Origin of the sequence: Streptomyces sp. NPDC051677 (assembly GCF_044453465.1) — a bacterium.
Lineage (GTDB): Bacteria > Actinomycetota > Actinomycetes > Streptomycetales > Streptomycetaceae > Streptomyces.
Genome location: NZ_JBITCT010000015.1, coordinates 138148 through 151769, shown reverse-complemented (window position 1 = coordinate 151769; position 13622 = coordinate 138148). Strand labels below are relative to the sequence as shown.

Genomic DNA, 13622 nt, shown 5'->3' with positions numbered 1-13622 from the left:
GTCAGGAGGCCGAGGCCGAAGCGGAGGCCGAAGGGGAGGTCGAAGCGGCGGGGGACGCGGCCGACGCGTCGTACGGGCCGATCCACTGCTCGTACAGCTTCTTGTAGGTCCCGTCGGCCTTCGCGTCCGCCAGCGCCTTGTCGACGGCGGCCAGCAGCTTGGCGTTGCCCTTCTTCACCGTGAAGCCGTACTGCTCACCGGTGTTGAGGTTGTCGACGACCTTGAAGGCGTCGGCGTTGGCCTTGTCCTTCAGCCAGCCCTGGACGACCGGGTAGTCGATGATGACGGCCTTCACCTGGCCGGTGCGCAGACCGTTGAGGACGGCGTCGGAGGACTCGAAGGAGACCGGGTCGAAGCCCTGCTTCTGGGCGTAGGCCTCACCGGTGGTCTGCGCCTGCGCGCCGAGCTTGAGGCCCTTGGACTTGACGTCGGCGAGCGAGGTGACGCCCGCGCCCTTGTCGACCAGGACGGCCTGGGTGGCGTCGAAGTACGGGTCGGAGAAGTCGACGTTCTTCTTGCGCTCCTCGGTGATGGTCATGCCGGCCGCGGCCAGGTCGCACTGGCCGGAGTTCAGGAAGGCGCCGGTCTTGAAGTTCTCGAACGGCGTGTCGACGATCTTCTGCTGCACGCCCAGGTCCTTGGCGACCAGGTCGATCAGGGACACGTCGAAGCCCTGCACCTTGCCGTCGATCTCCGACTGGAAGGGCGGGTAGGGCAGGTGGGTGCAGGTGGTGAGCTGGCCCGCCTTGACGAGCTCGACCCCGCCGGCGGCGGTCTTGGAGCCGCTGCCACCGTCGTCGGTGGAGGTGCAGGCAGCTACGAGCATCAGCCCGGCCGTCGCGGTGACGGCGGCCTGGAGGCGGATCCGGCGCCGGGGGAGGGTGATCACGGCGGGCCTTCCTGTAAGAGAACTATGGGTTCCGATTATAAGGAGAAGTTTGGGTGCCTCAAATCAAACCGATGGTTACAGGGCCGCCCGACCTAAGAACTCAGCAGTGGGGAGGGCCAGTCGGGTGCCGGTTACCCTCGTCACCTCTACCCCGTGAGTGAAGAGAGCACCCCCGTGACCCACCCGTTCCTGGATCTCGCCCCGCTGAGCGCCGCCCACTTCACCTCGATCGAGGACCGGGTGGCGCGGCTGCTGGACACCCGGCAGGACGTCGTGATCATGCAGGGCGAGGCGCTGCTGCCGCTGGAGGGCGCGATCCGCGCCACGGCCGGTCCGGGCACCACGGCCCTCAACGTGATCACGGGCCCGTACGGGCAGACCTTCGGCGACTGGCTGCGGGACTGCGGCGCGACCGTGATCGACCTGGCGGTGCCGTTCCACACGGCGGTGACGGCCGCGCAGATCCGGGAGGCGTTCGCCGAGCACCCGGAGATCGACTTCGTCTCCCTGGTGCACGCCGAGGCGGCCACCGGCAACACCAACCCGGTCGCGGAGATCGGCGAGGCGGTACGGGAGCACGGCGCGCTGTTCTACCTGGACGCGGTCGCCTCGATCGGCGCGGAGCCGGTGCTGCCGGACGCGTGGGGCGTGGACCTGTGCGTGATCGGCGCGCAGAAGGCGATGGGCGGCCCGGCGGGCGTGTCGGCGGTGTCGGTGAGCGAGCGGGCGTGGGCCCGGATGTCCGCGAACCCGAAGGCTCCGCGCCGCTCCTACCTGTCCCTGCTGGACTGGAAGCAGCGCTGGATCGACGGCGGCCGCAAGAGTCTGCTGCACGCCCCGGCACAGCTGGAGATGCTGGCCCTGGAGGCCTGCGTCGAACGGATCGAGACGGAGGGCCTGGCGACGGTGACGGCCCGCCACGCCTGCGCCGCGTCGGCCACCCGCGCGGGCGCGGCGGCCCTGGGCGGCGGCCTCGAACCGTACGTGTACGACGCGACGGAGGCGGCCCCGGTCGCCACGACGCTGCGGGCCCCGTCGGGCGTGGTGGCGTCGGAGCTGGTGACCCGGGCCCTGGAGAGCGACCCGACGCTGCCCCTGGCCGCGGGCGGCGGCGCCCTGGCCAAAGAGATGATCCGGGTCAACCACTACGGGAGCGACGCGACCGTGGACGTGGTGCGGGGATGCCTGACGGCACTGGGCGCCGCGCTGGCCGAGAAGGGACTGGACGTGGATCTGCCGGGGGCACTGCGAGCGGCGACGGAGGCCTGGCGGTAGGGGGCGGGTGGGTCACGGGGAGGAACTGCCGCCTCGCGGTGACCGACGCCGCTCACCGCCGTGACCGACGACCGGCGGGCCGACCGGCGCGCCGCGCGCCAGGACGGGCGACGAGGACGGGCAACGGTGGCTCGACGACGAGGACTCCCCCGACTTCGACGGCTACGAGCCCTGGCTGGAGGACGGCTACGTCGAACCGCCGTTCCTGCACTGCGACGCCGGAACCGGCCTGTGGCGGCGCTTCGCACCGCACCTCGCGCCGCGATCCCTCAGTCCCGCTGATCGATGTCAGCCCCCCATGCCATCCTCCCCTCATGACCATCGACAAGCCCCGGACGCTCCCCGACGGCCGATCCATCCCGCTCCTGACCGGTGATGAACTCCCCATGCTGGAAAGCTGGTTGGAGTTCCATCGGAGAACGCTTGCGTTGAAGTGCGCGGGACTGGACGACGAGCAGGTGCGGCAGCAGGCCGCCGAGCCGTCCGAGTTGACGCTGCTCGGGCTGGTTCAGCATCTCGCCGAGGTCGAACGGAACTGGTTCCAGCGGGCGTTCGCCGGGCTGGACGTGCCGCCGGTCTTCGGGGAGGAGGGCGGGTACGCCCTCGATGCCTCGCGGGGGCTCGACGAGGCGCTGACCGTCTGGCGGCGGGAGATCGCGCGGGGGCGCGAGCTGATCGCCGGGCGGTCGCTGGAGGACGCCGGGCGGATCCCCGACGGCCCGATGGCCGGCCTTGAGGTCAGCCTGCGCTGGGTGCTCATCCACATGATCGAGGAGTACGCCCGGCACAACGGGCACGCGGACATTCTCCGGGAGCGTATCGACGGGGTTACCGGATACTGAATCCACGATGATTCGGGAATTCTCCCCGAGTTTCTTTGCGAGGATAGCTTCCCTGAGTCTTCTGCCCGGATTCCCTGCGGCTAAACGCAGGGAATTTCCGGCCGGTTACGACCGCGTGACGCATTGCACAACGTGTGCGATATGTGCGGTTTGCAGGGGTGAATAAAGGGGCGTATCGGTCAGTCGCCCGTGCGGCATCACGGAATCACCACGGCCCCTCCATGCGTTATTGAATTTCCCTGGGTAAGTTCAATCCGCATGACTGCCGCACAAGCAGACCTACGTATCGACCGTCCGTCGGTGGCGGACGGGGCCGCGCTCTGGCGTATCGCCAAGGAATCCGGAACGCTCGATCTGAACTCCTCCTACAGCTATCTGCTGTGGTGCCGCGACTTCGCCGCCACCTCGGCGGTGGTGCGGGCGGAGGGCGGGGACGGCGGCGAGCCGGTCGGGTTCGTCACCGGCTACGTACGGCCTGAGGACCCGGGGACCCTGCTCGTCTGGCAGGTGGCGGTCGACGCCGCGTACCGCGGTCGTGGCCTCGCCGCCGCACTGCTCGACGGGCTGACCGCGCGGGTCGCCGCCGAACGCCCGCTCACCGCCGTCGAGACCACGATCACGCCCGGCAACACCGCGTCCGAGCGGCTGTTCACCTCGTTCGCCGACCGGCACGGTGCCGCCGTCACCCGCGAGGTGCTGTTCGGCGCCGGGCTGTTCCCCGACGGCCCGCACGACCCCGAAGTGCTGTACCGCATCGGGCCCCTCCCCCTCCGCGCCCTGTGACCTGCTCCTCCCCGCTCCCCCTCCCGTCCCCCCACCTCTTTCCCCCCACGTCCTCTCTCCTTCTCACCCCCACACCAAGGAGTGTTTCGTCGTGACCATCACCCAGCCCGACCTCAGCGTCTTCGAGACCCTCGAGTCCGAGGTGCGCAGCTACTGCCGCGGCTGGCCCGCCGTCTTCGATCGTGCGCAGGGCAGCCGCATGTACGACGAGGACGGTCACCGGTACCTGGACTTCTTCGCCGGCGCCGGGTCACTGAACTACGGCCATAACAACCCTGTACTGAAACGGGCGCTGGTCGACTACCTGATGCGGGACGGCGTCACACACGGGCTCGATATGTCCACCGTCGCCAAGCGGACCTTCCTGCAGACCTTCCAGGATCTGGTGCTGCGCCCGCGCGACCTGCACTACAAGGTCATGTTCCCGGGCCCGACCGGCACCAACGCCGTGGAGTCCGCGCTGAAGCTGGCGCGGAAGGTGAAGGGGCGCGAGGCCATCGTGTCGTTCACCAACGCCTTCCACGGGATGTCGCTCGGCTCGCTCGCCGTCACCGGCAACGCCTTCAAGCGGGCCGGGGCCGGGATCCCGCTGGTGCACGGCACGCCCATGCCGTTCGACAACTACTTCGAGGGGACCGTCCCGGACTTCCTCTGGTTCGAGCGGCTCCTCGAGGACCAGGGGTCCGGGCTGAACAAGCCCGCCGCCGTGATCGTCGAGACCGTGCAGGGCGAGGGCGGCATCAACGTCGCGCGCCCGGAGTGGCTGCGGGCGCTCAAGGAGCTGTGCGAGCGGCAGGACATGCTGCTGATCGTCGACGACATCCAGATGGGATGCGGGCGCACCGGGGCCTTCTTCTCCTTCGAGGAGTCCGGGGTCACGCCCGACATCGTCACCCTGTCCAAGTCCATCAGCGGGTACGGGCTGCCGATGTCGCTGTGCCTGTTCAGGCCCGAATTGGACATCTGGGAGCCGGGCGAGCACAACGGCACCTTCCGCGGCAACAACCCGGCGTTCGTCACCGCCACCGCCGCCCTGGAGACGTACTGGGCCGACGGGTCCGCGATGGAGAAGCAGACCCGGGCGCGGGGCGAGCAGATCGAGCAGGCACTCATCTCGATCACCGAGGAGAACCTCGCCGACGTCAGGGAGTACCGGGGCCGTGGACTCGTATGGGGCCTGGAGTTCCACGAGAAGGCGCGCGCCGAGCGGGTCGCGCGACGCGCCTTCGAGCTCGGGCTGCTGATCGAGACGTCGGGCCCGGAGAGCGAGGTCGTCAAACTGCTGCCGGCCCTGACCATCACCCCCGAGGAACTGGACGAGGGCATGAGCGTCGTCGCCCGCGCCGTCCGGGAAACCGTCTGAGGCGTACGGCAACCGTCCGAGACGTACCGAAACCGTCCGACGCCCGCAGAAACCCACGATCTCCCCGTTTCACCTACCTAGGAGGCATCGCACCACCGTGATCGTCCGTTCGTTCAAGGACATCGAAGGCACCGACCGGCATGTACGGGCGGCGTCCGGCACCTGGGAGAGCAAACGCATCGTCCTCGCCCGGGAACGGGTCGGGTTCTCGCTGCACGAAACGATTCTGTACGCGGGCACCGAGACGTCGATGCAGTACGCGAACCACATCGAGGCCGTCGTCTGCGTCGAGGGCGAGGCCGAGCTGACCGACCACGAGACCGGGCTGACGCACAGCATCACGCCCGGCACCATGTACCTCCTCGACGGACACGAGCGGCACACGCTGCGCGTCAAGGAGGACTTCCGCTGCCTCTGCGTGTTCAACCCGCCCGTGACCGGACGGGAGGACCACGACGAGAACGGCGTCTACCCCCTGCTGACCGAGCCCGAGGAGGTGTGAGCACCGTGACCACGCTCACCGATCTGTATCCCACCCGTGGCGCCACCGAGGTGTCCGTGCCCCGCCAGGACCCCGTCGTCTGGGGCTCCCCCGACGCCCCCGGCCCGATCGCGACGGCCGACCTCCAGACGTACGAGCGCGACGGCTTCCTCTCCGTCGACCAGCTGATCAGCGACGACGAGGCGGCCGTCTGCCGGCGGGAGCTGGAGCGGCTCGTCGCCGACCCGGAGATCCGGGCCGACGAGCGGTCGATCGTCGAGCCGCGGTCCAAGGAGATCCGGTCCGTCTTCGAGGTGCACAAGCTGAGCCCGGTGTTCGCCTCCCTGGTGCGCGACGAGCGGGTCGTCGGGCGGGCGCGGCAGATCCTCGGCTCGGACGTGTACGTCCACCAGTCGCGGATCAACGTCAAGCCGGGCTTCGGGGCCGGGGGCTTCTACTGGCACTCCGACTTCGAGACCTGGCACGCCGAGGACGGTCTGCCGAACATGCGGACGGTGTCCGTCTCGATCGCGCTGACCGAGAACTTCGCCACCAACGGCGGGCTCATGATCATGCCGGGCTCGCACCGGACGTTCCTCGGCTGCGCCGGGGCCACGCCCGAGGACAACTACAAGAAGTCGCTGCAGATGCAGGACGCGGGCACGCCGTCCGACGAGGCGCTGACCGCGATGGCGAGCGACTACGGCATCAAGCTGTTCACCGGGAAGGCCGGTTCGGCGACCTGGTTCGACTGCAACTGCATGCACGGGTCCGGCGACAACATCACGCCGTTCCCGCGCAGCAATGTGTTCGTCGTGTTCAACAGCGTGGAGAACACGGCCGTGGAGCCGTTCGCGGCGCCGATACGGCGGCCGGAGTTCATCGGGGCCCGGGACTTCACGCCGGTCCGCTGACGGCCGGTCGGCGCGGGTTGGCCAGGAAGAGCCGGCCGTAGGCTACGAGGTCCGCGACGCCCTCCTCGATCAGGGTGAGGACGTCCGGGCCTGTCGGGCCGTCGGTCGCGGGGTTGAGGATGAGTGCGCCGCCGAACTGCTTGCGCAGCTGAACGGTCAGGTCCCGCACCTTGCCGTCGAACTCCAGGACGTGCAGGTAGGCGAGGCCGGTCCGGTTCGGTTCGGTGACCAGCGCGGTGTACGTGGGCTCCGGGTCGGGCTCGTGGATGTCGTTGACGGGGTTGCCGGGCGAGAGGCGGATGCCGGTGCGTCCGGCGCCGATCTCGGCGGCGACCGCCCGGGCGGCTGCCGGCCCGGACGGCGGCCGTCCGGGCCGTTGCGGGCCGGGGCGTCAGCCCGACAGCGCGTCCAGCAGGCGGTCGACGTCGGCGGGCGTGTTGAACAGGTGGAAGGAGGCGCGCAGGTTGCCGGAGCGGCTGGAGACCTGGATGCCGGCTTCGCCCAACTCGGGCTGCCGGTAGCCCAGTTCGGGCACGGAGACGATCGCCGAGCCGGGCGCGGGAAGGGGCTCGTGGCCGAGGGCGGCGAGGCCCGTGCGGAAGCGGTCGGCGAGGGCGCGGTCGTGGGCGCCGATCGCCGTCACGCCGAGTTCCTCGACCAGTTCGAGGGAGCGGCGCAGTCCGGCGTAGGTGAACAGGGCGTGCGTCAGGTCGAACCGCCGTGCCGAGTGGGCGGGCTCGGCCACCGGGCCGTAACAGCTCTCCCAGGGTTCCTCGCCCGCGACCCAGCCCGCGAGGATCGGCGACAGTCCGCCGAAGTCCTCCGGGACCACCAGGAAGGCCGCGCCGTGCGGGCCGAGCAACCACTTGAAGGAGACGGCGGCGGAGAAGTCGTGGGCGTCGGCGTCGGTCGGCAGCCAGCCGGCGGCCTGTGAGAAGTCGACGTAGGTGCGCGCCCCGTGCGTGCGGGCGGCCTCGCGCAGGGCGGGCAGGTCGGCGATCCGGCCGTCGGCGGACTGGGCTGCGCTGACCGCGACCAGCGCCGTGCCGGGGCGGACGGACTCGGCGATCCGCTCCAGCGGGACGGCGCGGACCTTGAGGTCGCCGCGGACGTGGAACGGGTTCAGCACGGAGGTGAAGTCGTCCTCGGCGGTGAGCACTTCGGCGCCCGCGGGGAGCGAGGCGGCGATCACGCCGGTGTGCGCGGCGACCGAGGCGCCCAGCGCCACCCGGGCGACGGGGACGCCGGCCAGCCGGGCGTACGCGGCCCGGCATGCCTCGACGTCCTCGTACAGCGGAGTCAGCGGCCTGCCCTCGGCCCGCAGCAGTGCCGCCTCGTGCAGGGCGGCGACGGTGCGGGCGGGCAGCAGGCCGTTGCTCGCGGTGTTCAGATACGTCGTCTTCGGGGTGAACTCGGCGCGGACGAGGCTCTCGAAGGTCTCCATGGATCCACTGTGGGACCCCCAGAACCCCTCGTCCATTGCCGATTTTTACGTGATTCCGCTAAGGACGGCTTATGGATCGCCTCTCACCTGCGGTTTCTCAGTGCTGCGGCACCGCGCACCCGTCGGGACCGCAGGCCTCCGCGCCGCCGTCGTCGATCAGCTTCAGCGGGGAGCGGTCGCCCCAGGCCTGGGTCAGGGCCTGGGCGAAGACCTCGGCGGGCTGCGCGCCGGAGACGCCGTAGGCGCGGTCGAGGACGAAGAAGGGCACGCCGTTGGCGCCCAGCTCGGCGGCCTCGCGCTCGTCGGCGCGGACCTCGTCGGCGTAGCGGGCCGGGTCGGCGAGGACCGTGCGGACGGCGTCGGCGTCGAGACCGGCCTCGACGGCCAGTTCCACGAGACGCTCGTCGCCCTCCGAGAACAGGGACCGCTCCTCGGCGAAGTTGGCCCGGTAGAGGATCTGGATCAGCTCGTCCTGCCGACCGTGCTCCTTGGCGAGGTGCAGCAGGCGGTGCATGTCGAAGGTGTTGCCGTGGTCGCGGTCGCGGGTGCGGTAGTCGAGACCCTCGGCGGCGGCCTGGGCGCCCAGGTTCTCCTCGCCGGCCTGCGCCTGCGCCTCGCTCATGCCGTACTTCTTGGTGAGCATGGCCAGCACGGGCTGGACGTCGCCCTTGGCGCGGCCGGGGTCCAGCTCGAAGGAACGGTGCACCACCTCGACCTGGTCGCGGTGCGGGAAGGCCTCGAGCGCCTTCTCGAAGCGGGCCTTGCCCACGTAGCACCAGGGGCACGCGATGTCCGACCAGATCTCGACCTTCATGTTCTCTCCAGCTCGTACGGGTACGGAGGCTCCCCCCGCCGGCTACGTGAACGTTCAATCAGTGAGGATCATTCCCCGGGTACGGAACGCGGTAGCGCAGGAAGAGATGGTGGTCGCCCTGCGCGGGCGGGTTCTGCGGGTCCGGGAACCAGCCCTGGCGTGCGTAGAAGGCCTGGGCCCGCCGGTTGTCGACGTGCACGTCGAGGACCGCCGTGCAGCGGCCGTCCGCCCGCCACTGCTCAGCGCAGGCCGTGTGCAGGGCCGTGCCGATGCCGCCGCGCCAGTGGTCGGGGTCGACGTGGAACTGGAACAGCTTGACGGTGTCCGCGCCCGCCCCGTCCGGCGTACGGAACGAGGCGAGGCCGACGATCCGCCCCCGCTCGACGACGCAGAGCACCTGGCCGTCGGGCCGCTCGATGGCGGTGCGCCAGTTCGCGAGCCAGTCGGCGCCGTCCTGCGGGATCCCGTCGGGGTAGTAGGTCGCCCGGGCGCGGGCGTGCAGGGCGGCGACGGTCTCCGCCTCGGCGGGCACGGCGGTGCGGATCACCCGGTCTCCCGTGACGCGTTCTTCGATCATGCAACCGAGGACGTGTCGGCCTGCTGCCCGGTTCCGACCCGGCCGAACCGGGCGCGGCAGGCGCCCGGGCCCCGACGGCTCTGCGCTGCGCCCTGACCGTGCGCCCCGCTGACGGCCGGGCTGATGGAGGCGGCGCCGGCCGAGCGGGCGGGCCCGGCGGCCCGGGCCCTCACGGGCCGTCAGGTGGCCGGGGGCCTGGGCATCGCGGTGTTCGGGGCGCTGGTCTCCACCGGCCTCGCCCAGGGCATGCGCGCGGGCCTGACCATCAGCGCGCCGCTGCTCGTCCCGACGGCTCTGCGCTGCGCGCTGACCGTGCGCCCCGCTGACGGCCGGGCTGATGGAAGCGGCGTCGGCCGAGCGGGCGGGCCCGGCGGCCCGGGCCCTCGCGGGCCGTCAGGTGGCCGGGGGCCTGGGCATCGCGGTGTTCGGGGCGCTGGTCTCCACCGGCCTCACCCAGGGCATGCGGGCGGGCCTGGTCGTCAGCGCGGCGCTGCTCGCGGTGGCGGGTGCGCTCAGCTTCCGTCTCTCAGGTCGTCCGGCCACTCGGTCCTGAACTCGAGGTGGTCGTAGGTCACGACGCACCCGTCCCCCATCGGCGACTGCGTCATGAACCCGATGAGGGCCGCGCCGGTCTCCTTCTCGTCGCCGAGCGTGAACAGCCGGACGAAGGTCCAGCGCTTGCCGTCCCGGGAGGCGTGGAAGGCGAAGGCACGGCCGGTCCGGCTCACCCGCAGCCAGACCGAACTCCCCTCCACGGTGAAGGAGTTGGCGTCGTCGGAGTGCCCCCGGGTGACCACCGTGCAGACGGTCGCCACATCCGGGGAGTACTCCAGACAGAGCTTGGCCCAGGCCCGTTCACCGACATGGACGTACAACGCCCCCGCGTCGAAGGCCCAGTTGAACCCCACGGTGACGCGGGCGATGAGCTGGAAGTCCCCTTCGGGCGCCCCGAGCAGCCGGGGCGCGTCGGCAGCGGGGTCCAACGCCTCCCCGGTGGGCGGCACGAACCGGTCCTGACGAGCCCCGGCCCACCCGATCAACACCCTGTCCTCATACAGCCAGTGCCCGTCGGGCCCATATGTGCGGAGGGGGAAGGGCAGTTCGGGAAGGGAGACATCCATGGCCCGATTATCCAGGGTGGGCGGAGTCACCGAGGGGGGCGGGGCTGTATCGACCGGCGGCGGCGCCGAACAGCCTCGCCCCTGCGGGACCCGCCCGGAGCGCTACCGCTCCAGCTGCCCGTTGAACCGCCGCGGCAGCCCCAGCTCGTTCTCGTCCCGCAGCTCCGCCGGCAGCAGCGCGGCCGGAGCGTTCTGATAGGCGACGGGCCGCAGCCACCGCTCGATGGCGGTCCCGCCGACCGACGTGGACGTGGACGTCGTGGCCGGGTACGGCCCCCCGTGATGCTGAGCGGGCGCGACGGCCACGCCCGTAGGCCACCCGTTCACCAGCACGCGCCCGGCGAGCGGAGTCAGCTCGGCGATGATCTCCGACCCCCGCCCCTGGCCGGCGGCCTCCCCCTCGGACAGCTGAACCGTCGCCGTCAGGTTCCCGGGCAGCCGCGACAGAACGGCCTTGACCTCGGCCTCGTCGTCGTAGCGGGCCACGACGGTGACCGGCCCGAAGCACTCCTCCAGCAGCAGGTCGTGCTCCCCCTCGGCGGCGAGCCGAGCCGCGGGCACGGTCAGGAAGCCCGCGCTGACGGTGTGCTCCCCGCCCGCACCGGGCGTCACCGGCGACTCCACGTCGACCAGCTCCGCGCGCTCGGCGACCCCGGCGATGAAGTTGTCCCGCATCCGGTGGTCGAGCAGTACGCCCGCGTCGGTGTCGCTCACCGCGTCCGTCAGCGACTTGACCAGGCCGTCGCCGGCCGCGCCGGACGGCACCAGCACCAGCCCGGGCTTGACGCAGAACTGCCCGACGCCCAGGGTCATGGACCCGGCGAGCCCGGCGCCGATGGTCTCGGCGCGCTCGGCGGCGGCCTCCTCCGTCACCACGACGGGGTTGAGCGACCCCAGCTCACCGTGGAACGGGATCGGCGTCGGCCGGGCGGCGGCCGCGTCGAACAGCGCCCGGCCGCCGCGGATGGAGCCCGTGAAGCCCGCGGCGGTGACCAGCGGGTGCTGGATCAGCTCGACGCCGGCCTCGAAGCCGTGCACGAGACCGAGCACGCCCTCCGGGATCCCGTGCTCGGCGGCGGCGTGCCGCAGCACCTTGGCGACCAGTTCGGACAGCGCCGGGTGGTCGGGGTGGGACTTGACGACGACCGGGTTGCCGGCCGCGAGCGCGCTCGCGGTGTCGCCGCCCGCGACGGAGAACGCGAAGGGGAAGTTGGAGGCCGAGTACACGGCGACCACGCCGAGCGGCACCTTGTAGCGGCGCAGGTCGGGGATGGGCGGGGTGGCGGTGTCGTCGGGGTGGTTGATGACGACGTCCAGGAAGGCGCCCTCGTCGACGATGTCGGCGAAGGCCCGCAGCTGGTAGCAGGTGCGGGCGAGCTCGCCGTTCAGCCGGACCGGGCCGAGCGCGGTCTCGGCGTCGGCCACCTCGACGAGCGTGTCCTTGGCCGCCTGGAGCCGGTCGGCGGCGGAGCGCAGGAAGGCGGCGCGGACGGTGCGGTCGGCGAGTGAGCCGCGCGCGTCGTGGGCGGCGCGGACGACGGTGTCGACCTCCTGGGCCGTGGCCTCCACCGCGACCTGTTCACGCTGCTTCCCGGTTCGGGGGTCGACACTCCAGACTGGTGCTGCTGCCACCGCGGGTCCCTCCACGCTTGGTACTGGCCATGTTCGGTACAGGCTCTGGTACTGGCTCACCCACCAGGGATGTTCGATATGCTGAACGCCGTCTCTGATGGTGAATATGCTGTTCGAGACTATATCTTCAGCTTCTCGTCGAACGAAGGGGTCAAGGGCGATGTCGGCTGGCGAGACGGGGGGCGGGGCGCAGGTCAAGTCCGCGGTGCGGACGGTTGAGCTGCTGGAATACTTCGCCGGCCGCCCAGGGATGCACTCCCTGGCATCGGTCCAGGAGGCCGTCGGATATCCCAAGTCCAGTCTTTACATGTTGCTGCGCACCCTGGTGGAGCTCGGCTGGGTGGAGACGGACGCGACGGGCACACGGTACGGCATCGGCGTGCGGGCGCTGCTCGTCGGCACCTCCTACATCGACGGCGACGAGGTCGTCGCGGCGGCCCGGCCGACCCTCGACCGGCTCTCGGACGACACCACCGAGACCATCCACCTGGCCCGGCTCGACGGCACGAACGTCGTCTACCTCGCGACCCGCCAGTCCCAGCACTACCTGCGCCCCTTCACCCGCGTCGGCCGCCGGCTGCCCGCCCACTCCACGTCCCTCGGCAAGGCGCTGCTGAGCACCTACACCGACGAGCAGGTCCGCAAGATGCTGCCGGAGACGCTCCCGGCGCTGACCGAGCACACCATCACGGACCGCGAGAGGCTCATCGAGGAGCTGCACCAGGTCCGCGAGCAGGGCATCGCGGTGGACCGCGAGGAGAACACGCTGGGCCTGCGCTGCTTCGGCGTGGCGATCCCGTACCGCACGCCGGCCCGGGACGCGATCAGCTGCTCGGTGCCGGTGGCGAGACTCACGCCCGCGCACGAGCAGATGGTGAAGGACGCCCTGTTCGACGCGCGCGACCGGCTCACGCTGGCGACCCGTCGCCTCTGAGGCGTGCCGGGCGCCGACGTAGGCTGTGCGGCATGCTGATCACCCTGCGCCAGGTCCACGACAGCGATCTGCCGGTGTTCTTCCGGCAGATGAACGACCCCGAGTCCCTCAGGATGGCCGCGTTCACCCCGAAGGATCCGGCCGACCGGGACGCCTTCGACCGTCACTGGAAGAAGATCCGCTCCTCGTCCGCCGTGCCGCGCACGATCCTCGCCGACGGGGACGTCGTCGGCAGCGCGGCGGTGTACGGGGAGCCGGGCGAGCGCGAGGTGACGTACTGGGTGGACCGGGCGTACTGGGGACGGGGCGTCGCCACGACGGCGTTGCTGGCCCTGCTCGGCGAGGTCGGGGAGCGTCCGCTGTTCGCGCGGGCGGCGGCCGACAACGCCGGCTCGCTGCGGGTCCTGGAGAAGTGCGGCTTCAGGCGCACCGCGCAGGCCACCGACTACGCGAACGCGCGGGGCGAGGAGATCGAGGAGTTCGTGCTGCGGCTGGAGTCCTGAACCGGCCTCGGACGAGAGGGCCTGCGATCACGGGCCCTTGGACCCCACAT

Annotated in this window: 16 protein-coding genes; 9 read left to right on the top strand and 7 right to left on the bottom strand. The window is 71.1% G+C overall.

The genetic code is table 11. The annotated features are described in order from the left end of the window. Position 1: 1 nt before the first annotated feature. Entirely contained in the window at positions 2–889 is an 888-nt protein-coding gene (locus ACIBAF_RS19920; RefSeq protein WP_399464522.1) for a transporter substrate-binding domain-containing protein, read from the bottom strand. A 153-nt stretch (positions 890–1042) separates the two neighbouring features. On the opposite strand from ACIBAF_RS19920, the gene ACIBAF_RS19915 reads away from it, so the two are divergent. From ACIBAF_RS19915 to thpD, 6 genes are all read left to right on the top strand, one after another. Then, positions 1043–2164 (top strand): pyridoxal-phosphate-dependent aminotransferase family protein, encoded by a 1122-nt coding sequence (locus tag ACIBAF_RS19915; RefSeq protein WP_399464521.1) that lies wholly within the window; start codon positions 1043–1045, stop codon positions 2162–2164. A gap of 314 nt (positions 2165–2478) precedes the next feature. Then, positions 2479–3006 carry a DinB family protein gene (locus ACIBAF_RS19910; RefSeq protein ID WP_399464520.1) on the top strand — a complete coding sequence of 176 codons (528 nt, stop codon included), beginning with the start codon at positions 2479–2481 and terminating at the stop codon, positions 3004–3006. Positions 3007–3264: 258 nt separating this feature from the next. Continuing rightward, a complete protein-coding gene (gene ectA, locus ACIBAF_RS19905) occupies positions 3265–3789 on the top strand; it encodes a diaminobutyrate acetyltransferase (protein ID WP_399464519.1) in 525 nt (174 codons plus the stop codon). Between the two features lie 91 nt (positions 3790–3880). Then, positions 3881–5152 (top strand): diaminobutyrate--2-oxoglutarate transaminase, encoded by a 1272-nt coding sequence (ectB, locus tag ACIBAF_RS19900; RefSeq protein WP_399464518.1) that lies wholly within the window; start codon positions 3881–3883, stop codon positions 5150–5152. Positions 5153–5249: 97 nt separating this feature from the next. Beyond that, complete coding sequence (locus ACIBAF_RS19895) at positions 5250–5654, top strand: ectoine synthase (RefSeq protein ID WP_399464517.1); 405 nt, start codon at positions 5250–5252, stop codon at positions 5652–5654. Continuing rightward, positions 5651–6547, top strand: coding sequence for an ectoine hydroxylase (thpD, locus tag ACIBAF_RS19890; RefSeq protein ID WP_399464516.1), 897 nt, complete (start codon positions 5651–5653; stop codon positions 6545–6547). The genes ACIBAF_RS19895 and thpD overlap by 4 nt, the downstream gene beginning before the upstream one ends. Here the strand turns inward: thpD and ACIBAF_RS19885 are convergent. From ACIBAF_RS19885 to ACIBAF_RS19870, 4 genes are all read right to left on the bottom strand, one after another. Continuing rightward, the gene (locus tag ACIBAF_RS19885) at positions 6531–6716 is read right to left on the bottom strand and encodes a hypothetical protein (protein WP_399464515.1); all 186 of its coding nucleotides are present in this window, start codon (positions 6714–6716) and stop codon (positions 6531–6533) included. The genes thpD and ACIBAF_RS19885 overlap by 17 nt on opposite strands. A gap of 222 nt (positions 6717–6938) precedes the next feature. Further along, positions 6939–7991, bottom strand: coding sequence for an aminotransferase class V-fold PLP-dependent enzyme (locus ACIBAF_RS19880; protein ID WP_399464514.1), 1053 nt, complete (start codon positions 7989–7991; stop codon positions 6939–6941). 97 nt (positions 7992–8088) lie between these two features. Then, positions 8089–8805: a DsbA family oxidoreductase gene (locus ACIBAF_RS19875; RefSeq protein WP_399464513.1), complete on the bottom strand. Its 717-nt coding sequence runs from the start codon at positions 8803–8805 to the stop codon at positions 8089–8091. Positions 8806–8863: 58 nt separating this feature from the next. Next, entirely contained in the window at positions 8864–9382 is a 519-nt protein-coding gene (locus ACIBAF_RS19870; RefSeq protein WP_399464512.1) for a GNAT family N-acetyltransferase, read from the bottom strand. Between the two features lie 337 nt (positions 9383–9719). Between ACIBAF_RS19870 and ACIBAF_RS19865 the strand changes: the two genes are divergently transcribed. Continuing rightward, entirely contained in the window at positions 9720–9935 is a 216-nt protein-coding gene (locus ACIBAF_RS19865; RefSeq protein ID WP_399464511.1) for a hypothetical protein, read from the top strand. On the opposite strand, the gene ACIBAF_RS19860 is transcribed toward ACIBAF_RS19865, so the two are convergent. Both ACIBAF_RS19860 and ACIBAF_RS19855 read right to left on the bottom strand, forming a co-directional pair. Further along, on the bottom strand, positions 9895–10503 hold the full coding sequence (locus ACIBAF_RS19860; RefSeq protein WP_399464510.1) for a DUF1349 domain-containing protein: 609 nt from the start codon (positions 10501–10503) through the stop codon (positions 9895–9897). The two genes, ACIBAF_RS19865 and ACIBAF_RS19860, sit on opposite strands and share 41 nt — an antisense overlap. Positions 10504–10605: 102 nt before the next feature. Continuing rightward, the gene (locus ACIBAF_RS19855; protein WP_399464509.1) at positions 10606–12135 is read right to left on the bottom strand and encodes an aldehyde dehydrogenase (NADP(+)); all 1530 of its coding nucleotides are present in this window, start codon (positions 12133–12135) and stop codon (positions 10606–10608) included. 160 nt (positions 12136–12295) lie between these two features. On the opposite strand from ACIBAF_RS19855, the gene ACIBAF_RS19850 reads away from it, so the two are divergent. Both ACIBAF_RS19850 and ACIBAF_RS19845 read left to right on the top strand, forming a co-directional pair. After that, positions 12296–13069, top strand: coding sequence for an IclR family transcriptional regulator (locus ACIBAF_RS19850; protein WP_399464508.1), 774 nt, complete (start codon positions 12296–12298; stop codon positions 13067–13069). Between the two features lie 32 nt (positions 13070–13101). Then, positions 13102–13572, top strand: coding sequence for a GNAT family N-acetyltransferase (locus ACIBAF_RS19845; RefSeq protein ID WP_399464507.1), 471 nt, complete (start codon positions 13102–13104; stop codon positions 13570–13572). The last annotated feature ends 50 nt before the right edge of the window (positions 13573–13622 follow it).